Consider the following 22,573-nt stretch of genomic DNA (forward strand, 5'->3'; position numbering starts at 1 on the left):
TGGCGAAACGCACCCCGCAAGGAACGCGATTCAGCTTGTTTGAAAACGCCTTTATCGAGGCCTTGCGGCTCGGTCCAGTGGCTTTCCTACTTGTTTTTCAAGGGAGCCGATGCGCTCCCACTCCCACTGTCGGCTGCTTCCATAAAGGTATAGGAAAGCGTGATCTCGGGCACATCCCTGGCGTTGGGATCGTTCAGCATTTCGGGATCGACGTAATAGATCACCGGCATGCGCACTTCTTCGCCCGGCTCCAGCTTCTGCTCGTTGAAGCAGAAACACTGGATCTTGTGGAAATAGGCCCCCGTCTGCTCCGGCGTCACGTTGAAGATCGCGCGGCCGACAATCGGGCGGTTCGAGGTGTTCTTCGCGATGAAGAACGCCATCTTGCGCTCACCGATGTGGCCATCCTGCGTAACTTGTTCCGGGCGGAACTGCCACGGCAGACCCGATGTCACGTTGCCGTCGAAGCGGATGGTGATCGGGCGAGCGGTGGTCTTCACCGCTGCGGCCTGCGCCGCCGTCGCCCGCATGGTCGTGCCGCCAAAGCCGGTTGCCTGACAGAACATGCGGTAGAGCGGAACCGAGGCGAAACCGAGGCCGAGCATGGCCAGCGCGCCGAACGCCGCGATCCCGGCAACCTTGCGATTGCGCCGTGCGGCCATATCGAGCGCGAGCGCCATCAGCTGTGCTCCACCTGCAACGGGACGTCGGCCGGCACAGGCGGCTTCTGGGCAATTTTCACGATCGAGATCGCAAAAAACAGGATCACGAGGAAACCGAGGATCAGGCCCAGCACCTTGTTGCGCGCCTTCTGCCGCGCGCGCAGCGCATCGGTTTCAGCGGCGGTCAGTGTGTGCGTGTCGGAAGGCAGGTTCATGGTTGCAGTCCATAGATTGTCGCGAAGCGGTCCACGACCAGCATCGCGAACAGGATGAACAGATAGAAGATCGAATAGGCGAACAGACGCTTCTCCGGCTTCATTCCATCGCCGGGGGCCGATGTGCGCAGGCCCACCTTGATCGATAGCCACAGAAGCATTCCGCTGAGCAGCAGCGCGGCAAGGCCATAGACCACGCCCGTTCCGCCGATGAACCACGGCGTCATCGAAAGCGGCAGCAGCAGCGCGGCATAAGCCAGGATCTGCCATCGGGTCGAACGTTCGCCCGCCACGACCGGCATCATTGGAATACCCGCCTTGGAGTAATCAATCTGGACAAACAGGGCGAGTGCCCAGAAGTGCGGCGGGGTCCACATGAAGATGATCAGGAACAGCAGCACCGGCATCAGCGTGATGTCGCCCGTCACCGCGATCCAGCCGATCAACGGCGGAAATGCCCCTGCCCCGCCGCCGATCACGATGTTCTGCGGCGTGCGCGGCTTGAGCCACACGGTGTAGAGATAGGAATAATAAAAGATCGAGAAGGCAAGGATGCCCGCCGCGAGCCAGCTGATCGCCAGCCCCATGGTCATCACTGACAGACCCGACAGCGCAAAGCCGAAATCACGCGCGGACGTGCGGTCCATGCGCCCGCCGGGGATCGGCCGCCCTGCGGTGCGCTTCATCACAGCGTCGAGATCGGCTTCCCACCACTGGTTGAGCGCGGCCGCGCCGCCCGCGCCGACGGCGATGCACAGGATCGCGGTGAACGCGAGCACGGGGTGGATGGTGCCGGGCGCTGCCAGCATTCCGCAGACGGCAGTGAAGATGACGAGCCGCATCACACCCGGCTTGGTCAGCGCGAAAAAGTCGCGCCAATCGGCGGGCATGATCAAGGCCTGGGGGTTCGCGGTGGACATGATGCGCGGCCTATAGGCTGGCTTTACGCTTAGGGAAAGCGAAACGGCATGAGGCTTTGGGGCTATGCGATGTGTTGTTGATGGACACCGCGTAACGGGGAGACGCAGCAAAACAAAAAGGGCCCCGGATCGCTCCGGGGCCCCTCTGTTTGTGCAGACCGAAATCGGATCAGTGCGCAGCCGATTCCTCGATCACGGGAAGCGTCTCGAACTGGTGGAACGGCGGCGGGCTCGACAGCGTCCACTCGAGCGTGGTCGCGCCTTCACCCCAGTAGTTGCCTTCCGCCTTCTTGCCGGCAACCAGCGAGTAGCCGATGTTGACGAAGAAGATCACCATCGATGCCGCCATGACCATGTAGCCATTGGTTGCGATCGTGTTCCAGTATTCGAACGCCGGGGCATAGTCCGGATAACGGCGCGGCATGCCCTGCACCCCGAGGAAGTGCATCGGGAAGAAGATCAGGTTCACGCCGACGAAGAACACCCAGAAGTGCAGGTGGCTGAGGAACTCGCTGTGCATGCGGCCGCTCATCTTCGGGAACCAGTAGTAGAACCCTGCGAAGAGCGAGGTGACCGCACCCAGCGACAGCACGTAGTGGAAGTGGGCAACCACGTAGTAGGTGTCTTGCAGGTTGTCGTCGATGCCGCCGTTGGCGAGCACCACGCCGGTCACGCCGCCGAGGGTGAACAGGAAGATGAAGCCCAGCGCCCAGACCATCGGCGACTTGAACTCAAGGCTGCCGCCCCACATCGTCGCGATCCACGAGAAGATCTTGATGCCGGTGGGCACCGCGATGACCATCGTCGCGGCGGTGAAGTACATCTTCGTGTTCACGTCGAGGCCGGTGGTGTACATGTGGTGCGCCCACACGATGAAGCCCACCGCACCGATCGCGACCATCGCATAGGCCATGCCGAGATAGCCAAACACCGGCTTCTTCGAGAAGGTCGAGATGATCTGGCTGATGATGCCGAAGCCCGGAAGGATCATGATGTAGACTTCGGGGTGGCCGAAGAACCAGAACAGGTGCTGGTACAGAACCGGATCACCGCCGCCGGCCGGGTTGAAGAACGTCGTACCAAAGTTGCGGTCGGTCAGCAGCATGGTGATCGCAGCAGCCAGGACCGGCAGCGAGAGCAGCAGCAGGAACGCGGTGACGAGCATCGACCACACGAACAGCGGCATCTTGTGCAGGGTCATGCCCGGCGCGCGCATGTTGAAGATGGTCGTGATGAAGTTGACCGCACCAAGGATCGAACCCGCGCCCGCAAGGTGCAGCGAGAAGATCGCGAAATCGACGGCAGGTCCGACCGAGCCTGTGGTCGACAGCGGAGCATAGACCGTCCAGCCGGTGCCTGCACCCATGCCGGTACCACCGGGCATGAAGGCGGAGATCATCAGCGAGCAGAAGCCCGTGAAGGTCAGCCAGAACGAGATATTGTTCATGCGCGGGAAGGCCATGTCCGGCGCGCCGATCATTAGCGGCACGAACCAGTTGCCGAAGCCGCCGATCAGGGCGGGCATGACCATGAAGAACACCATGATCAGGCCGTGAGCGGTGATCAGCACGTTCCACAGGTGGAGCGTGGCGTTGAAGTCCTGGTCGTTACCGCCAAGGAAGTGGGTCCACCAGCCAAGATACTGGATGCCGGGATGCGCGAGCTCGGCACGCATGATGCCCGAAACGCCGCCGCCGATGATGCCCGCGAAAATCGCGAAGATCAGGTAGAGCGTACCGATGTCCTTGTGGTTGGTCGACATGAACCAACGCTGGAAGAACGCCGGCTTGTGGTCGTGATCGTGCGCATCATCGTGGTGCGCGTCGAAGCCTTCGTGGGCTGGAATACTGGCCATGGTGGTCTAACCTTGTCCTCGAAAATCGTTACGCAGCAGGCGCGGGCTTGGCGGGGGCAGCCGCCGTGGTGGTGGCTCCGGCAGCGGGGCCAACGGTGCCACCCTGCGTCTTCACCCACTCTTCGAACTTGGCGCGGGGCAGTGCTTCGACCACGATCGGCATGTAGCCGTGGCGCGCGCCGCACAGTTCGGAGCACTGGCCGTAGTAGACGCCCGGCTTCTTGATGAAGAGCACCTTCTCGTTGATCTTGCCGGGCACAGCGTCGAGCTTGAACCACAGCGAAGGCACCGCGAAGGCATGGATCACGTCTGAACCGGTGGTCTGCAGGCGGATGGGTTCACCGGCGGGAACAACCATGCGGTTGTCGGCTGCCAGCTGCGGCTGCTCGCCGCGCTTCAGCGCTTCGGCGTCGGGCAGGATGTTCGAAATAACCTCAAACCCGCCGTTGTCCGGATAGGTATAGCCCCAGTACCACTGATAGCCGGTGGCCTTGACCGTCAGCGCGCCCTTCGGCGCGGGCGCATACTGGTGAGCCAGGAGGCGGATCGAGGGCACCGCGATGACCACGAGGATCAGCACCGGAACCACCGTCCAGATGATTTCGATGGTGGTGTTGTGGCTGGTCTTGGAAGCGACCGGGTTGGCGCTGCGACGGAAGCGCACCATCACCAGCAGCAGAAGAAGCAACACGAACAGCGTGATCACGGTGATCACCGGCATCAGCAGGTAATCGTGCATCGCCAGCGCTTCTTCGCCGATCGGCGAGTACTGATCCTGGAAGGTCATACCCTTGGCAACCGGCTGGCCGACGCCATCGACCGGCTTCATCGGGGTATAGGACCCCTTGTCGACTGGCGCGGCAGCAGCAGCACTGTCAGCAGCAACAGCGGCGGGCGCTGCAGCCGCTTCAGCGCTGGCGGCAGGCGCCGGAGCGATCGCAGCGGGGGCTGCAGGAGCCGGAGCGGCAGCAACTGCCGGGGCGGGAGCGGCGACTGCCGCCATGGCCTGAGGCGCGAATGCGAGCGCTGCCGCGAGGCCGAAGGTCCGGATCACACCTGCCATGTGGCGGGCACTTAGGGAAAGACTCATGGTATACCGCTCTCGATTTTTTGCTTCCGCGCCGGGCATTTGCACCCGGTGCTCCACACCCTGATCTATCAATTCACCGCGCCTATACGCGCGCTCGCCGCAAGCCTCAAGCGCCCAAGCGGATATTTTTGGGGCAATGGCATTTGCCCTAAAGCTCTACGGTAGAATGCGAATAAGGCGCGGCATGTGCCCGAAAATCCCGCAGACCTGCCCGCAGTCCGCCATAGCGCCGCGCCGCCGCGTTCGCTATGGACCCGGGATTGAAGCTCCGCCTGCGGGGTGTCCCCACACCCGCTTATGATGAGATGACCATGCTCGAAGACGAGATTCTCGCCGAATTCCGCGCCAGCGAAGCCCTGCTCGAAGGGCATTTCCTGCTCTCCTCCGGCCGCCACAGCGCACACTATCTGCAATGCGCGCGCGTGCTGATGGATCCGATGCGCGCCTCGCGCCTTGCCTCGGCGCTGGCCGCAAGCCTGCCGCGCGAACTGCGCAGCGCCATCAACAAGGTCGTCTCGCCCGCGATGGGCGGCGTCATCATCGGCCACGAAATGGGCCGCGCGCTGGGTGTCGAGGCGATGTTCGTCGAGCGCCCCACCGGCACGTTCGAACTGCGCCGGGGATTCGCGCTGAAGCCGGGCGACAAAGTGCTGATGGTAGAGGACGTCGTCACCACCGGCCTCTCCAGCCGCGAAGCCATCGCCGCCATCGAAGCGGCGGGCGGCGTGGTCCTCGCGGGCACGGCGCTGGTCGATCGCTCGGCAGGCACGGTCGATCTCGGCGTGCCGTTCTACCCGCTCGTCAGCCTCAACTTCCCGACATATGCACCGGACGAGCTTCCCCCCGAACTCGCCGCCACGCCTGCGATCAAGCCGGGAAGCCGCGCCGCCTGATGCTGGGAGGGGCCGGAGCCGCTGTCGGAGACCGCAGGAAAAGCCTGCCGAAGGCTTTTCTCGGCGCATGTCTGCTGTCGCTTGGCTCTCTGATCACCGCCGCGCCAAGCGCGGCCGCCGAATCGCCCGCGCCTGCACTGGACGGAGCCCGCATCTCTGCAGCCGTGAAGGCAGCAGACCTCGCCGGCACGGTGCTGATCGCCCAGGGCGACCGGATCCTGTTCGAACGCGCGTATGGCGCGGTCGAACCCAATGGCACGGCGCCCCACCACCTCGGCAAGGTCTGGCGCTGGGCTTCGGTATCCAAGCAGGTCACCGCGACCCTCGCCATGCAGGAAGTTGCGGCGGGCCGACTTGATCTCGACCAGCCGATTACGCGCTATCTGCCGCAAAGCCGCGCCCCCCATGCCGACACCCTGACCGCGCGTATGCTCATGCAGCACGTTTCGGGCCTGCGCCATGCCGACGATTTCGCCCGGCCGGAAATGGACGGCTGGACCACTTTCTATACCGCACCGCTGGGCAGCGCCGAAACCGGCGTGACTTGGTGCGAGGGACCGACCGGCAAGCCGGACAAGGCCCCGCCAGCGGACTTCCGCTATGGCGACTGCGATTTCATCCTGATGGGGGCGGTGCTCGAGGCGATCACTGGCAAGACCTATGCGGCACTGGTCGCAGAACGGATTGCAGGGCCGCTCGGGCTGCGCGCGCTTGGCGTGTTTCCAACGACCAGGCGCACGGTGCCGGGGTTCGATCAGGGCAAGCCCGAATCGCGCTTCTTCCATCTCGAAAACTTTGGCCCCGCTGGCGCGCTCTATGGCACGACCCACGATCTGCTCGCCTTCGACCGCGCCTTGATGACAGGCAAACTGGTGCCTCCCGCCCAGCGCGCCGTGATGTGGACCGGGGAGCCGCGCTATGGCTACGCCGCGCTGGGCCAGTGGGCCTTCGAAGCTGCGCTCAAGGGTTGCGACGGCGCGGGCGTGCAGATCATAGAGCGGCGCGGCTTCATCGGCGGCGTGGTGCTGCGCAACATCATCCTGCCGGAACTTGACATGGTCCTCATCATGACCTCGAACCGCGCCAGCGCCGAGGCAACTTTCGGCGAAATCTGGCAGCAGGCCGGATTGACTCACGACGTGCTGGCCGCAGCACTGTGCAAGGCATCATGAACCGACCAACCCCGCCCCTTTCCGGCCTGCCGCAGCGCCTGCGCCTCGGCGTCAACATCGATCACGTCGCCACGATCCGCAACGCGCGCGGCGGCGAACATCCTGATCCGGTGCGGGCGGCGCAGATCGTCGCCGAAGTGGGCGGCGACGGCATCACCGCGCACTTGCGCGAAGACCGCCGCCATATCCGCGACGAAGACATCGCCCGCATTCAGGCCGCGACCAATCTGCCCCTGAACTTCGAGATGGCCGCGACCGAGGAAATGGTCGCCTTCGCCCTCCGCCACAAACCTCACGCCGCCTGCATCGTGCCCGAACGGCGCGAGGAGCGCACGACCGAGGGCGGGCTGGATGCGGCAGGCCAGCATAACCGCCTCGCTCCCATCGTTGCGCGGCTTGCGGACGCCGGCATCCGCGTCAGCCTGTTCATCGCGCCCGAACCACGCCAGATCGAAGCGGCCATGCAGCTCGGCGCGCCGGTGGTCGAACTGCACACCGGCGAATACGCCCACGCCGAAGGCGAAGCCCGCGCGGTGGAACTGCGCCGTCTCTATGACATGGCCGCACTCGCCGCGAAGAACGGCATCGAGCCGCACGCAGGCCACGGCCTGACGTATGAGAACGTCACCGCCATCGCCGCGATCCCGCAGCTGGCCGAGCTCAATATCGGGCACTACCTGATCGGCGAGGCGATTTTCACCGGGCTGGCCCCGGCGGTGCTGCGGATGCGCGAACTGATGGACGCGGCGCGGTGAGGAGTCTTCAGCAGTGATCATCGGCATGGGCTCCGATCTCTGCAATATCGAGCGCATCCAGGCCTCGCTCGACCGCTTCGGCGAACGATTTGTGCAGCGCGTGTTCACGCCCACCGAACAGGCCAAGGCCGCGCGCCGCCCCTATACCAAGGCGGGCACGCTGGCGAAGCGCTTCGCGGCCAAGGAAGCCTATTCCAAGGCGGTCGGCACTGGCTTCAAGGCAGGCGTGTTCATGAAGGACATCGGCGTGGTCAACGCGCCTTCCGGTGCCCCCACCCTCGCGCTCACCGGCGGGGCCGCCACCCGGCTTGCCGCGATTACCCCGGCGGGGCACGAGGCCGTGGTTCACCTCACGCTCACCGACGACCATCCATGGGCGCAGGCCTTCGTCGTGATCGAAGCACGTCCGCTATCCTCAGGTGCCGTTTGAACGACGTTTCCGATTCCCCCGCACCCGGGGCCGTCCCCACCGCAGCGACCGAGCAGCCCAAGCCGGCCCCGGCTGAGCCCGAAGGCACCAACTGGCTCGCCGAATTGCGCGGGCTGCTGCTCATGCTACTCGCGGTGATCGGCTTCCACAGCTTCGTGGCCAAGCCGTTCTACATTCCTTCGATCTCGATGATGCCGAACTTGCTCGTCGGCGATCAGCTGGTCGTCTCGAAGTATCCCTATGGCTGGTCGTGGGTCTCGGCCTCGATGCATTTCCTGCCGCGCTCGAAAACGCGGATCATGCCCGAAACGCCCGCCTACGGCGATATCGTCATCGTAGTCCCGCCAGACCGCGACGAGGACTACATCAAGCGCGTCGTTGGCCTGCCGGGGGACCGCATCGCGGTGGTGAACGGGCAGATCATCCTCAACGGCAAGCCGGTGCCGCAGATCGCGGAAAGCCCGCTAGAACTGCCGGTCGATCCCAACCAGCCCTGCGATCCGGATGATTTCCCCGGCCTCAAGTACCGCGCGGTCGATGGCATGCAGGTGTGCGAACTGCCGATCTTCCGAGAGACGCTGCCCAATGGCGCGACTTACCGGATCATCGACCACCGCCAGCAGCCGCTCGACAACTATCCCGAGACGAAGATCCCGGCGGGCTACGCCTTCCTGATGGGCGACAACCGCGATCATTCGGCAGACAGCCGCGCGCCGGTGGTGGAAAAGGGCCTCGGCGGCCCGGTGCCGCTGGCGGACATCGGTGGGCGCGCCGAGTTCATCACCTATTCGCTGAGCGGCACCGAAACGTGGAATCCGCTCACCTGGTACGGTGCCTTGCGAGGCCGCCGCGCTTCGCTCAAACTGCGTCCGATGATCCTGCCGCCCACAACCGCCAGCCAACCTCCTGCGAGCAAGCCATGAGCGACGAGACGACCCCCGCGCCCCGCCACGCCAGCGGCCCGACCGACATTCGCGACGATCTCGTGCGGCAGGAAGTGAAGCGCGCCGCGGTCTGGCTCGGCATGGGCTCGCTGCTCGTGCTGGCGGTCTATCTCGCGCATCCGCTGCTGGTGATCTTCGGCGGCTTCGTGTTTGCCATGCTGATCGATGGCGGCCAGCGCCTGCTGGGGCGCGTGCTGCCGATCGGGCGCGGCTGGCGCGTTGCCGTGGTCCTGCTGCTCACCGTGGCTTTCCTTGTCTGGGTGGTGGAATTCGCGGGCAGCCAGATCATGACGCAGGCCGCCGAAATGCCGCCGCTGGTCACCGCGCAGGCCCAGCGCGCGCTCGATTGGGCCGGGGCGCATGGCCTCACCATGGGCCGCAGCGATGTCAGCAGCCTGCTCAAGGAACTGCTCGGCGGTGTCGGGCAAGTCACGCAGGCGCTGGGCGGCTTGTTCGGCGGCGTCACCACGCTGCTGATCATGGTTATTCTCGGCATCTATTTCGTGCTCGAACCCGATCTTTACCAGCGCGGCCTTGCTTGGATGCTCCCGGCGGGAAGCCGCGAGTATTTCCACGGCACCACCCACCGCATGGGCCGCACGCTGCGGATGCTGCTGGCGGGGCGCATGCTCGGCATGGTGATCGAAGGCGTCGCAACATGGGTTGCGCTCGCGGTCTATGGCGTGCCGATGGCGGCGCTACTGGGCCTGCTCACAGGCCTGCTCGTGTTCCTCCCCAATATCGGCGCACCCATCTCGGGCATTCTGATGATCCTCGTCGGCTTCTCCGGCGGCACGGCCATGGGGATCTACTGCATCATCGTCTACGTCGTGATCCAGACGGTGGACGGCAACATCATCGTGCCGATGGTCGCCAAGCGCACCGCCGATCTGGCGCCAGCGCTGGTGCTGGGCGCGCAGCTCATCTTCGGGGTGCTGTTCGGCATCCTCGGCCTCGCGCTGGCCGATCCGCTTGTGGTGATGCTCAAGATCGCGCTGGAGCGGCAGGCCGAACACAACACCCGCCGCGAAGAACTGGCAGGATAACCGCAAGATGGCCCGCAAGTTCCTCTATGCCATCGCGGTCCTGATCGTGATGGTCATCGCCGCGCTCCTTGCCTTGCGCATCTGGTCGGCCGAACTCACGCGCTTCGCCTTCGTGCCGCGCGGGGCGTTCGAATCGCAGGCTCCCTTGCGCGCGGGCACTTACGATGATCCGGCGATGTGGGTTTCGCGCCCCGGCACGCCTTACGATCCCGCGCAGTACCATCCTGAAGGCAGCACGCCGGGCAAGCCGGGCCGCGCTTTTGTGTTCTTCATCCACCCGACCAGCTATCTCGCCCGCGAGCACTGGAACGGCCCAGTGAGCGACACGGACACCCGCCACCGCACCGCCTTGTTCGTGCGCGGCATGGCCAGCGCGTTCAACGGCGAGGCGGCGGTCTTCGTCCCTTATTACCGGCAGGCCGCGTTCGGCAGCTTCCTCGTCAACCGGCCCGAAACGCTGAAGGCCCGCGCCATTGCCTATGGCGACGTGCGCGCCGCCTTCCGCGCCTTCGTTGCCGCCGTCCCCGCCGACGCGCCGATTGTGCTCGCGGGCCACAGCCAGGGCGCGTTGCACCTCATGCACTTGCTGCAGAATGATGTGAAAGGCACCCCGCTCGCGGCCCGCGTGGTGGCGGCCTACATGATCGGCTGGCCGGTATCCCCGGCGCACGATCTTCCCGAAACCGGCCTGCCGCCCTGCACCGCGCCCGATCAGACCGGCTGCGCGCTCAGCTGGCTCAGCTTCGCCGATCCGCCCGATGCGCGCCTGATGCTCGATACCTACCGTGTCGAGCCGGGGCTGGACGGCAAGCCCAAGGGCGATGAGCCGATCCTGTGCACCAATCCGCTGAACGGCGGCGCTGCACCGAACGCGCCCGGCACAGCCAACATCGGCACGATGGTCCCCTCGGTCGATCTCACTACGGGCAAGCTCACCAAGCTTGGCGTTCCGGCGCGCTGCGATGCCGGGACCGGCTTGCTGCTGATCGGCGAAGGCCCCGATCTTGGCCCATTTGTCCTGCCCGGCAACAACTACCACGTTTATGATGTGCCGCTGTTCTGGGCCAATGTTCGCGCTGATGTGGCGCGCCGCTCGCAAGCGTGGTTGGCGCGGCAGAAAGCGGCACAGCCCGCACCCGCCAAGTGATCACCACCAGCGCGCATGATTTGCGCAGCGCGCTGCCCGATGGCGGCGCGCTGATGGGCCTCGATCCCGGCACCAAGACCATCGGCGTCGCCTTGTGCGACCGTGACTGGCGCTTTGCCACCGCCGGGCAGACGATCCGCCGCCGCAAGTTCAGTCAGGACAAGGCGGAGCTGGCCGCGCTGATCGCGGCGCGCGGCGTGAAGGGCCTTGTCATCGGCCTGCCGCTGCACATGGACGGCAGCGAAAGCCCGCGCAGCCAGGCCGCCCGCGCGATGGCGCGCAACCTTGCCGATCTTGGCTTGCCCATCCTGCTGTGGGACGAACGCTGGACCACGCAGGCCGCCGAGCGCGCGATGATCGAGCAGGATTTCAGCCGCGCCCGCCGGGCCGAACGCATCGATTCGCATGCGGCGGCGCTGATCCTGCAAGGGGCGATTGATGCCATGGTCGGCGCAGCGTTCTGACCCCCGCGCGATAAATGATGGTTGTCAGCAACGCAGCGCACCGGCAGGACATCCCCCATGAGCAAGGATGAAAAGGCCGCTGGCCTCATGAAGACCATCATGCCCGAAGGCTTCACGTTCGATCCTGAACGCGGCGCGCGCTGGTTCACGCGGGCAGGCCACACTGGCTTCCTCGGCATGGAATATCACAATCACGGCCCCGACTGGATCGAGCTTGCTCTCCCCTGGCGCGAGGATCTCGTCGGCGTCGAGGAAACCGGCGTGCTGGCTTCGGGGCCGATCATCAGCCTGCTCGATAACGCCACCTCGATGTCGGTGTGGACGCGCCAAGGCAGCTTCAACCCGCAAGTCACGCTCGATCTGCGGATCGACTATGTCCGCGCCGCCACGCCGGGCAAGACGGTGATCGCCCGCGCCGAATGCTATCAGGTGCGCCGCTCGATGGCCTTCGTGCGCGGCATAGCCCATGATGGCGATGCATCCGATCCCGTAGCCCACACCGCCGGCATCTTCATGCTGGTGAGCAGCGAGGGGTGGTCGAAGCCATGAGCGAATTTCATTTGCCGCCCTATGCGCGGACGATGGGCATGGAAATCGACCATGTGGACGAAGGCGGCGTGCCGGTTATCGCGATGGACTTTGCCCAGCGCGTGGAGGGCCGCCCCGGTTTCCTGCATGGCGGAGCGATCGGCGGCCTGCTCGAAATGGCGGCCCACGCCGCCTTGCGCGCCGAGCTGGATCGGCAGGGCAGCGAGTTTCGCATCAAGCCGGTCAATATCAGCATCGAATATCTGCGCGGCGGCGTGCAGGTCCGCACGTTTGCGCGCGGCGAAGTGATCCGTGCGGGACGCCGCGTGGCTAACGTGCGGGTTGAGGCGTGGCAGGGTGATCGCAGCAAACTGGTGGCCAGCAGCTGGATGAATTTTCTGCTCGCCCCGCCCAAGGGCTGAAGAGCCCGCGAACTGCGCAAATCAAGGACCAGAGCGCGCTGCGCCCGATACGTATCGGGCGAATTGCCTTGCAATTTTTTCAATTGCAACTAAAGCGGAGACGCCTCTCGTCGATTGCGACGGAATTTGACCGCTGCTTTGGCAGCCTATCTTCCTTTTCATGATGCCTGGCTTTTTTGACCGGTCTGCGCCGGTCTACCTATGCTGCTCTCGTTGAAGTGAGACGGGCATCGACGATTTATTTGAGGTTGCGGGAACGCTGTTCCCCTTCCCCGCCAGACCCTCGATTTCCTTTCAAGTGACGACCTGACGCACGACCCCGTCGGCATCCCTGCCGGCGGTCCTACCGTTTCTTGAAAGGAAGCGAACATGACTATCGGAACCGTGAAATTCTTCAACGAAGACAAGGGCTATGGCTTCATCCAGCCGGATGACGGCGGCAAGGACAGCTTCGTTCACATCTCCGCCGTGCAGGCCGCTGGCCTCGCCACGCTGAACAAGGATCAGCGCGTCAGCTATGACGTCGAGACCGGCCGCAACGGCAAGGAATCGGCGATCAATCTCGCCAGCGCGAACTGATCACGTCCCGCCCCGGCAGCCGCATCGTCGGCTGCCGGGGAGGCTCCTTTTCTCCACCCTGTCCCCGCGGAGTCGATGCTGATGGCACTGTCCTACGAATTCCTCATCGAACGCGCCGAACAGGCAGCCACCGAAGCCGCGACCGCCATGCTCGACAATGTGCGTGATCGCGCACTGCGTTCGGAAAAGGCGTGGCGCGCCATGGCCGATCAGATCCGCGAAGTGGCCGAAGGCCGCGAGCGCACCAGAGTGGAGCGCCTTGAAGCCGCTGCCATTTCCGTCTGAATGACAGGCAAACGCGATCTCGATCTGCCCCAGCTGTTTGCCGCGCTTGAAGTCTCTGACATCGCCGCAATCAACGGCATTGCCAGTCTCGCCAATATCCTGCGCAAACGCGGCCTGCTCACCGTTGCCGAAGCCTCAGCGCTGCACCAGAGCATGAGCCTGCCGCTCAGCCTGCCGCGCCACGCTGACAATCTGGCCGTGCAGGAACTCCAGCTCCACCTCGACGAGCTTTTCGCGCACATCGTCGCGCCGGATTAAGCCGCCTCGATCACCACCACGATGCCGCCTTCGGTCTCCGCCTCGCCCGGCGCAAGCCGCGCAGCATCGGCCCGCACCCGCGCCAGCACGGCAGCGGGCACATCCGCCCCCGCCACCACCGCATCCGCCTGCCCCAGCAGCCGCGCCTCGCGCAGCGTGAGGTCGTCCGGATCCTGCGAGCGCAGGCGGATCACGAACCGGCCCGCCGCGCCATCCGCGCCGCCCGCCAGCCATGCCGCCACATCGCCGCCCTCACGCAAGGGATCGAGCGCCCCGCCCGCTTCCAGCGCCGCATCGAGCGCGCGTCTGCGTTCCGGCCCTGTTGGCCACCGCGCCCGCATTGCGCCCCTCGCCGCATAAAGCGCGTCTGCCAGCGTGCCGAGGCTCTGCGGAAGCAGCCGCTCCAGCCGCAGCCGCAAGGCCTTGGCCAGCCCTGCCGAAGCGCCGCCCGTGCCCACCGCCACGATCACCGGCGCGCGGTCGATGATCGAAGGCGTGGTGAAATCACACAGCGCGGGCTTGTCCACCACGTTGACCAGCAGCCCTGCCCCGCGCGCCCGAAGCGCATCGGCCTCGCAGGCACGCTCGTCTTCATGCGCGATAAAGGCGAGGCGCGCACCGGTGTCGATGCCCTCGGCGAGATCCTCGATCACCTTGCCGCCCGCGCGCAGAACCAGCCGCCGCTTCGCCTCTGCCGCCTCGCCATGCCCCAGCACCACCACCGGCTGCCCGGTGAGGCGGTGAAACAGCGGGAGGCTGGGCAGGCTCATGCCAAAAACCTCACGCCAACCAGTCCGGCACGCGCTCGGCCGAGAGGATGGTCGCAGGCTCGATCCTGTCCGCCACCACGGCCCACTTCGCGCCGTCCACCATCACTTCGGGCACCATCGGGCGCGAGTTGTAGGTGTTCGCCATCGTCGCGCCATAGGCCCCGGCGGTGCGGAAAACCGCCAGATCGCCGCGCGCGACCGTGTCGATCTCGCGCGCCATGGCAAACGTATCGCTCGATTCGCAGATCGGGCCGACGATGTTCGCGGTCATCGTCTCGCCGCTCGGCGTCACCGCGCTGAAATCGTGCCAGGCATCATACATCGCCGGGCGCGCCAGATCGTTCATGGCCGCATCGACCACGACCCACGGGTGCAGCGCCCCCTGCTTAACACGCACGATTTCGGTGAGCAGCACGCCGGTGTTGCCCGTGATCACGCGCCCCGGCTCGAACATCAAGGTCGCGTCCCAGTCTTGCGTCACCCGCGCGATCATCGCGGCATATTCGGCGGGCTGCGGGAAGACTTCGCCCGCCTTGTAGGGCACGCCCACACCGCCGCCGAGGTCCATGTGCGTCACCGCGTGGCCTTCCGCGCGAATGGCCTGCATCAACGCCCCGGCCTTGATGAACGCGGCCTCCAGCGGATCAAGCTTCGCCAGCTGGCTGCCGATGTGCAGCGCAAGGCCGCGCAAGTTCAGACCGGGTAGAGCCGACAGCCGGGCATAGATACCAGCGGCCCGGTCGTAGGGCACGCCGAACTTGTTCTCGGCCTTGCCCGTGGAAATCTTGGCGTGCGTGCCTGCATCCACATCGGGATTGATGCGCAGCGTTGCCGTCGCGATCAGGCCCATGCTGGCCGCGATTTCGGCGAGCTCGATGCCCTCTTCCTCGCTTTCAAGGTTGAACTGCCCGCACCCGGCCGCCAGCGCGCGGCGCATTTCCGCCGCTGTCTTGCCCACGCCCGAAAACACCACATCCGCCGCCGGAATGCCCGCCGCTAGCGCGCGGTCCATCTCACCGGCTGAAACGACATCCGCGCCGTAGCCTTCTGCCGCCAGAACCTTGAGCACTGCGAGGTTGGGATTGGACTTCACTGCAAAAGCGAGGTGCACCTTCGGCAGCACCTTCAGCGCATCGCGAAACACCCGCGCATGGCGTGTCAGCGTCGCGCGCGAATAGACATAGACCGGCGTGCCGACTTCGGCCGCGATCAGGGGCAGCGGCACGTCTTCGGCATGAAGCACGCCGCCGCGATAATCGAAATGATCCATCGGTAATTCCTGGAAATTGGGGTCCGGCCTATCGCCGGGAAATCCTGTCAGTCTTCGGGCGGCCCATCAATTTTCGGGCGGGAGGTCGAAAGGATCGTCCTGCCGGTCCTCCGAACGACTGCGAAGCTCGATATTGCGCTGCGGTTTCGCCTGAACCGGCGGGGTGAGCAGCGCGTCCGGTTTGAGCCGGTCCTCACGCCCATAGGGCGCAGGCGGCAGCGTGTGGCCCGCCAGCGGCTGCAGTTCGCGCCGCGCACCGCATCCGGCGAGCAATACGGCAAGCATAAGAACAGGCAGAACCTTGCGCATCACGGCTCCAAGCCCAGCGCGGCACGCGCCTCGGCGACGCGCTTCGATACCTCAACCGGCGCGGTTCCGCCATGGCTGGCGCGCGCGGCCACGCTGGCTTCCACCGAAAGCGCGGCAAACACGCGCTCGTCCACACGGCTGTCGATGGCCTTGAGGTCTGCCAGCGCCAGCTGGTCGAGCGCGACGCCGCGGCTTTCCGCCAGCTTCACTGCGCTGCCGGTGATGTGGTGCGCCTCACGGAAGGGGATGTTCGCCTGCCGCACCAGCCAGTCTGCCAGATCGGTGGCGGTGGCATAGCCCAGCTCCGCCGCGCCCCGCATCCGCGCCGTGCGGAAGGTAGCCTCAGCCACCATGCCCGTCATCGCTGCGATGGAAAGCGCGAGCAGCGAGGCCGCCTCGAATACCGGCGGCTTATCGTCCTGCATGTCCTTCGAATAGGCGAGCGGCAGGCCCTTCATCGTGATCATCAGCGCGGTGAGACAGCCCACGATCCGCCCGGAATGGCCGCGTACCAGCTCCGCCGCATCGGGGTTCTTCTTTTGCGGCATGATCGAGGAACCGGTCGAAAGGCTGTCCGGCAGGGTGACGAAGCCGAAGGGCTGGCTCGCCCAGATCACGAATTCTTCGGCCAGGCGCGAAAGGTGCAGCGAGCACTGCGCCGCCGCCATCAGGAAATCGAGCGCGAAATCGCGGTCCGACACCGAATCGAGGCTGTTCGCGGTCGGACCATCAAAGCCCAGCGCCGCCGCCGTGGCGTGGCGGTCGATCGGAAAGCCCGTTCCTGCCAGCGCCGCCGCACCCAGCGGGCACTGGTTCATCCGCGCCCGCGCAGCGGCAAAGCGCGAACGGTCGCGCTGGGCCATCTCGTAATAGGCCATCAGGTGGTGGCCGAGCGTGACGGGCTGCGCCGTCTGCAAATGCGTGAAGCCCGGCATGATGCTGGCGGCGTGTTCGCCTGCGCGGGTCACCAGCGCCACTTGCAGCGCATGGAGCGCCGCTTCGGTCTGGTCCACCGCATCGCGCACCCACAGGCGGAAATCGGTCGCCACCTGATCGTTGCGGCTGCGCGCGGTATGGAGCCGCCCGGCCGCCGCGCCGATCAGTTCGGCCAGCCGGCTTTCGGTGGTCATGTGGATGTCTTCAAGGTCCCAGTTTTCGGGAACCCCGCTCGCCTCATACTCGGCGGCGACCTGATCCAGCCCGCCGGAAATCAGCGCGGCATCTTCCGCCGTGACGATCCCTTGTGCCCCCAGCATGGCCACATGGGCCTTTGACGCGGCGATATCCTGCCGCCACAAGGCCTTGTCGAAGGGAATCGAGGCGTTGATCTCGCGCATCACGGCCGAAGGGCCTGCCGCGAAACGCCCGCCCCACATCTGGTTGGAGCCTGAATTGCCGCTCATGTCCCCGCGTCCTACTTTCCGGCGTCCGTTTGCCTGTGTGGTCCCGCTCGTTGCCGCGGTCCTTCTTGCGGGGTGCGATAAGCAAACCCCGGCCGAACCGCAACCGCAGAGCACGGCACCTGCTGTCGCGGCTGCGGCCAAGGGCGAGGACGGGGGCGAAGGTTCGTTCAACGGCACGCTCGATATCAGCAATCGCGGCGCGGCGATGCCCGATCTCACCTTCACCGATCCTTCGGGCAAGAAACTGCGCACCCTCGATCTCAAGGGCAAACCGCTGCTCATCAACTTGTGGGCGACCTGGTGCGGCCCTTGCGTGCTGGAAATGCCGACGCTCGATGCGCTTTCCGCCGCAAAGGCAGGCAAGCTCACCGTGCTCACCATATCGCAGGATCTGGATCAGGCGGCGGCCGTGGATGCCTTCTTCAAGGACCGCAAGCTGGCGCACCTCGCACCCTGGCTCGATCCCGATAACGCGCTCAGCCAGCACTATGGCACCGGCGTCCTGCCCACGACCGTGCTCTATGATGCGCAGGGCCGCGAAGTCTGGCGCATGATCGGCTCGCACGATTGGTCCGGTCCGCGCACCGATGCGATGCTGGCGGATACCTTGCGGTAACCGCCAGCTGCATTTGCTGCTCTCAGGCCATTGCGCTGTTGCGGAGCGCCACATTTCCGCGCGCCATCTGGTGCAGCCGGTCCTTGATCGCCAGCTTCAGCTTCTTGAGCCGCATCAGCCGCCAGCTGTCGGGCGCCGCCCGCGTCTGTTCGCGGCGGATTTCCGTCTCGAGCCGGTGGTGCACCAGCGACAACCGATATTCGTGAGCATGCATAGCCTCTCTCCTTGTCCGAGGGTTTCGGTTCGAGCCGGCCCGGTGCAGTTCTAATGGGTCAGGGGGAGTGAACTGCGCCGGGTCGGCTCGATGCGGTCCGACATCGCAGCTGCCTGCGGGGGGAGGAAGACAGCTGCCAGAGGGGCCCGGTCCGCAAGTAATGAGATAACGTTGCACAGCTCGGCAGGCCAATCGGTTTTGCTGCCGCCAACCCATAACCTGAACCTATAGGCCGACGCCCCTGCTTTCCCGCGCAGCATCAGGAATGCCGACGGGTGGTTCCGCGCGAACCCATTGCTGACAGCCGGAACCGATGATAGCGCCGCTCCACCGGTGTGGAGGCCATGCCAGCCGACACAAGCGTGTGCATGACCCGGCATGAACGGACAAGGCACGAAGGGAATGCGGTGATGAAACGATTGCGCGCAGCCGCCGCCAGGATCGCAGCAGGTGCTGTGGCTGCAATGTGCGGAGCCGCGCTGCTGGTGTCTGGCACCCCTGTCAGTGCACGCACCGTGAGTCTGGTGACGGCTGACGAGGCAGCCGCGTCAGCCAAGGCCTTCGCCGCGAACCCAGACGTTGAGGACATGTCTGCCGCCCGCCACGACTATCTTGGCAACACCGCGCCTGCCCCGATCCTCGATGTGCTGACGCCCAAGGCGGGGCTTCCCGCCAAGCCGCCGTTTGACGTGCGCGTGGTCGCCCGTCCGCCCGAGGGGCTTGGCATAGATCGCTCCTCGATCCGGATCCGCTACGGCTTTTTCAAGATCGACATCACCCAGCGCATGCTGGCGATGGGCCGGTGGGAAGGCAACGAGTTCGTCGTCCACCAAGCCAAGGCCCCGGCTGGCACCCACTGGTTCTACGTGACCCTTGCCGATACGGCGCACCATCAGGCCACCGTGTCACTCCGGGTTGTCATCCAGTAGACCATCGGCGCTGGCCCGGCGCGGATATTGGGGCGCATGGGAACGCATGGTGGGCGGTGAGGGGCTCGAACCCCCGACCCTCTCGGTGTAAACGAGATGCTCTACCAACTGAGCTAACCGCCCGGCATGCCGGAAGCGCGGCTCATGCTGGGTTTTTGGCCTGAGGTCAATCGGCAGATGGCAGCTGGCAAGGGGCCGCCGCTGCAGCACCCTTGGGGGGTTGAACGCCCCCCCGCACATCCCCACTAGGTAGTGCTCCAAGCCGCAGGCATAGCTCACAATGGATTATCCCGAAATTTCCCGCCGCCAGACCCTGCCGCGCCGCCGTTTCCTGCAAGCGGCAGGCCTTGGCGCGGGGGCATTGGTGCTCGACGCGCGCCTCCCGGCCTGGGCGCAGCCGGTTTCGGCGGGCCTGCCCACTTTGTCCGGCGAGCATATCCGCCTGCGCATCGCGCGCGATACGCTGATGGTCGATGGCAAGGCCGCGCACGCCTTGAGCATCAACGGCACCGTCCCCGCGCCGTTGCTGCGCCTGAAACAAGGCCAGAAGCTGCGCCTCACCGTGGAAAACACGTTGGAGGTGGATACCTCGCTCCATTGGCACGGGCTGATCCTGCCGTTCCAGATGGACGGCGTGCCCGGCGTTTCCTTCCCCGGCATCAAGCCGGGCGCCACTTTCACGTATGAGTTCCCCATCGAGCAATCTGGCACCTACTGGTATCACAGCCATTCGGGGATGCAGGAATGGATGGGGCTCTATGGCCCGATCGTGATCGATCCCGCAGACGCGGACCCGGCGCCTTATGACCGCGACCATGTGATCCTGCTTTCGGATCACAGCTTCCTGCGTCCCGAAAAAATCCTGCGCAATCTCAAGGCAGAGCCGGGCTACTACAACTTCCAGCGCCAGACGCTTGCGGGAATGCTCGCGGGCAAGGACCAGCCCCTGCCGGACCGCGCGGAATGGGGCCGGATGCGCATGGACCCGACCGACATTTCGGACGTGACCGGCGTGGTGCTCGATTATCTCGTCAACGGCCACGGCCCCAAGACCAACTGGACCGCGCTGTTTGCGCCCGGCGAGCGGGTGAAGCTGCGCTTCATCAACGGCTCGGCGATGACCACGTTCAACGTGCGCATTCCCGGTCTTGCCCTGAGCGTCGTCGCGGCGGACGGGCAGCATGTGCGTCCGGTCGCGGTGGACGAATTCCAGTTCGGGCCGGGCGAGACCTATGACGTGATCGTCACCCCGGCTGAGGACAAGGCCTTCACCATCGTCGGCGAAACGGTCGACCGATCCGGCATGGCCATCGCCACGCTGGCTCCGCGCGCGGGGATGCGCGCGGCCGTCCCGCCGCGCCGCCGCCGCCCCGTCCTCACCATGAAGGACATGGGCATGGAGATGGAGGGCATGGACATGTCCGGCATGTCGATGCGCGATGGCAGCCGTGCCCCGCAAGTCCGGCTCGGTCCCGGGGTCGAGATGATCAATCCGATGCCGATGGACCGCACCGGCGATCCCGGCATCGGGCTCGATGCCACTTATGTCGGCCCGGATCACAAGGTGCTGGTCTACAGGGATCTTGTCGCGCTGGAGGTCAATCCGGATCTGCGCGCGGCGGAGCGCGAGATCATGGTCCACCTCACCGGCGCGATGGACCGCTACATGTGGTCGATGGACGGCAGGACCATGTCCGAAGCGCACGAGCCGATGCCGATGCGCGCGGGCGAGCGCGTGCGCGTGACGCTCATCAACGATACGATGATGGCGCACCCGATCCACCTCCACGGCCACTTCTTCGAACTCGTAACCGGCCACGGCGCGCACAGCCCGCGCAAGCACACGGTGAACGTGCTGCCCGGCGGCAAGGTCAGCTTCGATGTGACTGCGATCGGCGGGGACTGGGCGTTCCACTGCCACATGCTGCTGCACATGATGATGGGCATGATGCGCGTGGTGCAGGTTCGCCCGGTTGCGGGTCAGGCAGCATGAGAACAGCCTGTCTCGGCCTCACGGCTGTCCTGCTCTTGGCTGCTGGCCCTGCCTTCGGGCAGGCGGCGGACCCGCACGCAGGCCATCACATGCATGGCATGATGCATGGTGATGCGCCGCCCGCTCCCGAGGCGGCACCCACGCCGACAGATAATGCGCTGACCGGGACCGACCAGCCCCCGGGCGACGCCCCGCCGCCGCCCGTCGCGCACGACAATCCTGCCGCCCGCTTCTGGGATCCGGCCGCCATGGCCGCAGCAGCCGAAGCCGAAATGCACCCGCCCACGCCGGTCTACACCAAGCTGATCGTCGATGCCGCCGAGCTGCGCCTGCGCCAAGGGCAGGACGGATACCGCTGGGAAGGCGAATTCTGGGCCGGCAATGTCGACCGCTTCGTGATCAAGACGCGCGGCGAAGGCACGCGCAGGCAGGGCCTCGAATCCGGCGAAGTGCAGGCACTCTATGCTAAGGCGCTCGATCCGTGGTGGAACCTGCAAGTCGGCGTGCGGCAGGATATCGGGCCGCAGCCAAGGCGAACCTGGGCCACCGTTGGCCTAGATGGCCGCGCGCGCTATCAGTTCGATGTGCAGGCCGCGCTGTTCCTGTCCGACAAGGGCCAGCTCGCTGCGCGCCTCGAAGGTTCCTATGATCTCAGGATCACCCAGCGCCTTGTGTTCCAGCCGCGCGCCGAACTGGAGCTATCGGCGCAGGACATGCCCGCCGAGCGGATCGGTGCAGGCCTCACCGCTGCCGAACTGGACTTGCGCCTGCGCTATGATGTGCGGCGGGAGTTCTCGCCCTATATCGGGGTCAACTGGACCTGGGCGGCGGGGCAGACCGCGCGCTACGCCCGCGCCGATGGCCGTGACCCGGCGGAACGCAGCGTGATTGCCGGCATCCGTTTCTGGTTCTGAGCGCCCTCAGATCAGTTCCTCCAGAAACAGCGCGATCAGCCCGGATTGGGATTCCACGCCCGCCTTGGCATAGACCCGCGCCAGCTGCGCGCGCACGGTACCTGCCGCCGATCCGCGCAAGCCCGCGATCTCGCTGATATCGCAGCCCTTGATCGCGAACAGCGCCACATCCGCCTCCGCCGCGGTCAGCTGCCACTGCGCAAACCGCAGGCCGATCAGTTCGGCCAAGGCCCCTTGCGCTGCCGCCACCGCGGTCTCGTCACGCCGGGCCGCTGCAATCAGGGCGCGCACCTGCAAGGCCCCCAGCACCACCGCGACCAGCAGCGCGGCGGCGGCCAGCGCCTCTATCGCAAGGTGCGGGCCGATCCCTTCGGCCATGACATCGCCAACCAGATCGACGAGGAAGAACCCGCAGGCCAGCGCCTGCAAGGCCACGAGGATGCTGATCCCCGCGGCCTTGCGATCAAGCTGGCGTGCTCTGGCCTTCATG

28 protein-coding genes and 1 tRNA gene are annotated in these 22,573 nt (G+C 65.6%); 17 read left to right on the top strand and 12 right to left on the bottom strand.

Annotated elements, in window-relative coordinates:
• Positions 1-86: 86 nt before the first annotated feature.
• The 5 genes from CFE35_RS11610 to coxB form a co-directional block, all read right to left on the bottom strand.
• Entirely contained in the window at positions 87-680 is a 594-nt protein-coding gene (locus CFE35_RS11610) for a cytochrome c oxidase assembly protein (protein ID WP_292930762.1), read from the bottom strand.
• Positions 680-877: a hypothetical protein gene (locus CFE35_RS11615; RefSeq protein ID WP_292930963.1), complete on the bottom strand. Its 198-nt coding sequence runs from the start codon at positions 875-877 to the stop codon at positions 680-682. The genes CFE35_RS11610 and CFE35_RS11615 overlap by 1 nt, the downstream gene beginning before the upstream one ends.
• Positions 874-1,797, bottom strand: coding sequence for a heme o synthase (locus CFE35_RS11620; RefSeq protein WP_292930763.1), 924 nt, complete (start codon positions 1,795-1,797; stop codon positions 874-876). Before CFE35_RS11620 ends, CFE35_RS11615 begins: the two co-directional genes overlap by 4 nt.
• A gap of 169 nt (positions 1,798-1,966) precedes the next feature.
• Positions 1,967-3,652, bottom strand: a complete 1,686-nt coding sequence (ctaD, locus tag CFE35_RS11625; RefSeq protein WP_292930764.1) for a cytochrome c oxidase subunit I — start codon at positions 3,650-3,652, stop codon at positions 1,967-1,969.
• A 28-nt stretch (positions 3,653-3,680) separates the two neighbouring features.
• The gene (gene coxB, locus CFE35_RS11630; protein WP_292930765.1) at positions 3,681-4,715 is read right to left on the bottom strand and encodes a cytochrome c oxidase subunit II; all 1,035 of its coding nucleotides are present in this window, start codon (positions 4,713-4,715) and stop codon (positions 3,681-3,683) included.
• 338 nt (positions 4,716-5,053) lie between these two features.
• Between coxB and pyrE the strand changes: the two genes are divergently transcribed.
• The 13 genes from pyrE to CFE35_RS11695 all read left to right on the top strand — a co-directional run bounded on the left by pyrE (position 5,054) and on the right by CFE35_RS11695 (position 13,665).
• Complete coding sequence (pyrE, locus tag CFE35_RS11635) at positions 5,054-5,635, top strand: orotate phosphoribosyltransferase (protein WP_292930955.1); 582 nt, start codon at positions 5,054-5,056, stop codon at positions 5,633-5,635.
• A gap of 164 nt (positions 5,636-5,799) precedes the next feature.
• Complete coding sequence (locus tag CFE35_RS11640) at positions 5,800-6,807, top strand: serine hydrolase domain-containing protein (protein ID WP_292930766.1); 1,008 nt, start codon at positions 5,800-5,802, stop codon at positions 6,805-6,807.
• Positions 6,804-7,562 (top strand): pyridoxine 5'-phosphate synthase, encoded by a 759-nt coding sequence (locus tag CFE35_RS11645; RefSeq protein WP_292930767.1) that lies wholly within the window; start codon positions 6,804-6,806, stop codon positions 7,560-7,562. Before CFE35_RS11640 ends, CFE35_RS11645 begins: the two co-directional genes overlap by 4 nt.
• A gap of 13 nt (positions 7,563-7,575) precedes the next feature.
• On the top strand, positions 7,576-7,992 hold the full coding sequence (gene acpS / locus CFE35_RS11650) for a holo-ACP synthase (RefSeq protein WP_292930768.1): 417 nt from the start codon (positions 7,576-7,578) through the stop codon (positions 7,990-7,992).
• Positions 7,989-8,915, top strand: coding sequence for a signal peptidase I (gene lepB, locus CFE35_RS11655; RefSeq protein WP_292930769.1), 927 nt, complete (start codon positions 7,989-7,991; stop codon positions 8,913-8,915). Before acpS ends, lepB begins: the two co-directional genes overlap by 4 nt.
• The gene (locus tag CFE35_RS11660; protein WP_292930770.1) at positions 8,912-9,982 is read left to right on the top strand and encodes an AI-2E family transporter; all 1,071 of its coding nucleotides are present in this window, start codon (positions 8,912-8,914) and stop codon (positions 9,980-9,982) included. Before lepB ends, CFE35_RS11660 begins: the two co-directional genes overlap by 4 nt.
• Positions 9,983-9,989: 7 nt before the next feature.
• Entirely contained in the window at positions 9,990-11,129 is a 1,140-nt protein-coding gene (locus tag CFE35_RS11665; RefSeq protein ID WP_292930771.1) for a DUF3089 domain-containing protein, read from the top strand.
• Positions 11,126-11,593, top strand: coding sequence for a Holliday junction resolvase RuvX (gene ruvX / locus CFE35_RS11670; protein WP_292930772.1), 468 nt, complete (start codon positions 11,126-11,128; stop codon positions 11,591-11,593). The genes CFE35_RS11665 and ruvX overlap by 4 nt, the downstream gene beginning before the upstream one ends.
• Before the next feature lie 99 nt (positions 11,594-11,692).
• Positions 11,693-12,142, top strand: coding sequence for a PaaI family thioesterase (locus CFE35_RS11675; RefSeq protein ID WP_292930956.1), 450 nt, complete (start codon positions 11,693-11,695; stop codon positions 12,140-12,142).
• Entirely contained in the window at positions 12,139-12,543 is a 405-nt protein-coding gene (locus tag CFE35_RS11680; protein ID WP_292930773.1) for a PaaI family thioesterase, read from the top strand. Before CFE35_RS11675 ends, CFE35_RS11680 begins: the two co-directional genes overlap by 4 nt.
• Positions 12,544-12,912: 369 nt before the next feature.
• Positions 12,913-13,122 (top strand): cold-shock protein, encoded by a 210-nt coding sequence (locus tag CFE35_RS11685; protein ID WP_292930774.1) that lies wholly within the window; start codon positions 12,913-12,915, stop codon positions 13,120-13,122.
• A gap of 81 nt (positions 13,123-13,203) precedes the next feature.
• Entirely contained in the window at positions 13,204-13,407 is a 204-nt protein-coding gene (locus CFE35_RS11690) for a hypothetical protein (protein ID WP_292930775.1), read from the top strand.
• Positions 13,408-13,665 (top strand): hypothetical protein, encoded by a 258-nt coding sequence (locus CFE35_RS11695; RefSeq protein WP_292930776.1) that lies wholly within the window; start codon positions 13,408-13,410, stop codon positions 13,663-13,665.
• On the opposite strand, the gene CFE35_RS11700 is transcribed toward CFE35_RS11695, so the two are convergent.
• The 4 genes from CFE35_RS11700 to argH form a co-directional block, all read right to left on the bottom strand.
• Entirely contained in the window at positions 13,662-14,435 is a 774-nt protein-coding gene (locus CFE35_RS11700; protein WP_292930777.1) for an NAD(P)-dependent oxidoreductase, read from the bottom strand. The two genes, CFE35_RS11695 and CFE35_RS11700, sit on opposite strands and share 4 nt — an antisense overlap.
• Before the next feature lie 10 nt (positions 14,436-14,445).
• A complete protein-coding gene (lysA, locus tag CFE35_RS11705; protein ID WP_292930778.1) occupies positions 14,446-15,705 on the bottom strand; it encodes a diaminopimelate decarboxylase in 1,260 nt (419 codons plus the stop codon).
• A gap of 66 nt (positions 15,706-15,771) precedes the next feature.
• Positions 15,772-15,990 carry a hypothetical protein gene (locus CFE35_RS11710; protein ID WP_292930779.1) on the bottom strand — a complete coding sequence of 73 codons (219 nt, stop codon included), beginning with the start codon at positions 15,988-15,990 and terminating at the stop codon, positions 15,772-15,774.
• A gap of 23 nt (positions 15,991-16,013) precedes the next feature.
• Positions 16,014-17,390, bottom strand: coding sequence for an argininosuccinate lyase (gene argH / locus CFE35_RS11715; RefSeq protein ID WP_292930957.1), 1,377 nt, complete (start codon positions 17,388-17,390; stop codon positions 16,014-16,016).
• Positions 17,391-17,415: 25 nt separating this feature from the next.
• Between argH and CFE35_RS11720 the strand changes: the two genes are divergently transcribed.
• Positions 17,416-18,033 (top strand): TlpA disulfide reductase family protein, encoded by a 618-nt coding sequence (locus CFE35_RS11720; RefSeq protein WP_292930780.1) that lies wholly within the window; start codon positions 17,416-17,418, stop codon positions 18,031-18,033.
• A gap of 22 nt (positions 18,034-18,055) precedes the next feature.
• Here CFE35_RS11720 and CFE35_RS11725 read toward each other — a convergent pair whose 3' ends face one another.
• Entirely contained in the window at positions 18,056-18,247 is a 192-nt protein-coding gene (locus tag CFE35_RS11725) for a YdcH family protein (protein ID WP_292930781.1), read from the bottom strand.
• 410 nt (positions 18,248-18,657) lie between these two features.
• Here CFE35_RS11725 and CFE35_RS11730 point away from each other — a divergent pair, with 410 nt between their 5' ends.
• Positions 18,658-19,176, top strand: coding sequence for a hypothetical protein (locus tag CFE35_RS11730; protein ID WP_292930782.1), 519 nt, complete (start codon positions 18,658-18,660; stop codon positions 19,174-19,176).
• Between the two features lie 47 nt (positions 19,177-19,223).
• Here CFE35_RS11730 and CFE35_RS11735 read toward each other — a convergent pair.
• A tRNA-Val gene (locus CFE35_RS11735) sits at positions 19,224-19,299 on the bottom strand.
• A gap of 157 nt (positions 19,300-19,456) precedes the next feature.
• On the opposite strand from CFE35_RS11735, the gene CFE35_RS11740 reads away from it, so the two are divergent.
• Both CFE35_RS11740 and CFE35_RS11745 read left to right on the top strand, forming a co-directional pair.
• Positions 19,457-21,169, top strand: a complete 1,713-nt coding sequence (locus CFE35_RS11740) for a copper resistance system multicopper oxidase (RefSeq protein WP_292930783.1) — start codon at positions 19,457-19,459, stop codon at positions 21,167-21,169.
• A complete protein-coding gene (locus tag CFE35_RS11745; RefSeq protein WP_292930784.1) occupies positions 21,166-22,083 on the top strand; it encodes a copper resistance protein B in 918 nt (305 codons plus the stop codon). Before CFE35_RS11740 ends, CFE35_RS11745 begins: the two co-directional genes overlap by 4 nt.
• Positions 22,084-22,089: 6 nt before the next feature.
• Here the strand turns inward: CFE35_RS11745 and CFE35_RS11750 are convergent, their stop codons facing one another.
• Positions 22,090-22,572 (bottom strand): hypothetical protein, encoded by a 483-nt coding sequence (locus CFE35_RS11750; RefSeq protein WP_292930785.1) that lies wholly within the window; start codon positions 22,570-22,572, stop codon positions 22,090-22,092.
• Between the last annotated feature and the right edge of the window lies 1 nt (position 22,573).

The organism is Novosphingobium sp. PASSN1, from assembly GCF_002278815.1.

Bases quoted from the DNA above. Each gene is read 5' to 3' on its own strand.
- CFE35_RS11610 (WP_292930762.1), bottom strand. From the start codon at position 680: ATGGCGCTCGCGCTCGATATGGCCGCACGGCGCAATCGCAAGGTTGCC.
- CFE35_RS11615 (WP_292930963.1), bottom strand. From the start codon at position 877: ATGAACCTGCCTTCCGACACGCACACACTGACCGCCGCTGAAACCGAT.
- CFE35_RS11620 (WP_292930763.1), bottom strand. From the start codon at position 1,797: ATGTCCACCGCGAACCCCCAGGCCTTGATCATGCCCGCCGATTGGCGC.
- ctaD (WP_292930764.1), bottom strand. From the start codon at position 3,652: ATGGCCAGTATTCCAGCCCACGAAGGCTTCGACGCGCACCACGATGAT.
- coxB (WP_292930765.1), bottom strand. From the start codon at position 4,715: ATGGCAGGTGTGATCCGGACCTTCGGCCTCGCGGCAGCGCTCGCATTC.
- pyrE (WP_292930955.1), top strand. From the start codon at position 5,054: ATGCTCGAAGACGAGATTCTCGCCGAATTCCGCGCCAGCGAAGCCCTG.
- CFE35_RS11645 (WP_292930767.1), top strand. From the start codon at position 6,804: ATGAACCGACCAACCCCGCCCCTTTCCGGCCTGCCGCAGCGCCTGCGC.
- CFE35_RS11660 (WP_292930770.1), top strand. From the start codon at position 8,912: ATGAGCGACGAGACGACCCCCGCGCCCCGCCACGCCAGCGGCCCGACC.
- CFE35_RS11665 (WP_292930771.1), top strand. From the start codon at position 9,990: ATGGCCCGCAAGTTCCTCTATGCCATCGCGGTCCTGATCGTGATGGTC.
- CFE35_RS11675 (WP_292930956.1), top strand. From the start codon at position 11,693: ATGCCCGAAGGCTTCACGTTCGATCCTGAACGCGGCGCGCGCTGGTTC.
- CFE35_RS11680 (WP_292930773.1), top strand. From the start codon at position 12,139: ATGAGCGAATTTCATTTGCCGCCCTATGCGCGGACGATGGGCATGGAA.
- CFE35_RS11685 (WP_292930774.1), top strand. From the start codon at position 12,913: ATGACTATCGGAACCGTGAAATTCTTCAACGAAGACAAGGGCTATGGC.
- CFE35_RS11690 (WP_292930775.1), top strand. From the start codon at position 13,204: ATGGCACTGTCCTACGAATTCCTCATCGAACGCGCCGAACAGGCAGCC.
- CFE35_RS11695 (WP_292930776.1), top strand. From the start codon at position 13,408: ATGACAGGCAAACGCGATCTCGATCTGCCCCAGCTGTTTGCCGCGCTT.
- CFE35_RS11700 (WP_292930777.1), bottom strand. From the start codon at position 14,435: ATGAGCCTGCCCAGCCTCCCGCTGTTTCACCGCCTCACCGGGCAGCCG.
- lysA (WP_292930778.1), bottom strand. From the start codon at position 15,705: ATGGATCATTTCGATTATCGCGGCGGCGTGCTTCATGCCGAAGACGTG.
- CFE35_RS11710 (WP_292930779.1), bottom strand. From the start codon at position 15,990: ATGCTTGCCGTATTGCTCGCCGGATGCGGTGCGCGGCGCGAACTGCAG.
- argH (WP_292930957.1), bottom strand. From the start codon at position 17,390: ATGTGGGGCGGGCGTTTCGCGGCAGGCCCTTCGGCCGTGATGCGCGAG.
- CFE35_RS11720 (WP_292930780.1), top strand. From the start codon at position 17,416: ATGTCCCCGCGTCCTACTTTCCGGCGTCCGTTTGCCTGTGTGGTCCCG.
- CFE35_RS11725 (WP_292930781.1), bottom strand. From the start codon at position 18,247: ATGCATGCTCACGAATATCGGTTGTCGCTGGTGCACCACCGGCTCGAG.
- CFE35_RS11730 (WP_292930782.1), top strand. From the start codon at position 18,658: ATGAAACGATTGCGCGCAGCCGCCGCCAGGATCGCAGCAGGTGCTGTG.
- CFE35_RS11740 (WP_292930783.1), top strand. From the start codon at position 19,457: ATGGATTATCCCGAAATTTCCCGCCGCCAGACCCTGCCGCGCCGCCGT.
- CFE35_RS11745 (WP_292930784.1), top strand. From the start codon at position 21,166: ATGAGAACAGCCTGTCTCGGCCTCACGGCTGTCCTGCTCTTGGCTGCT.
- CFE35_RS11750 (WP_292930785.1), bottom strand. From the start codon at position 22,572: ATGAAGGCCAGAGCACGCCAGCTTGATCGCAAGGCCGCGGGGATCAGC.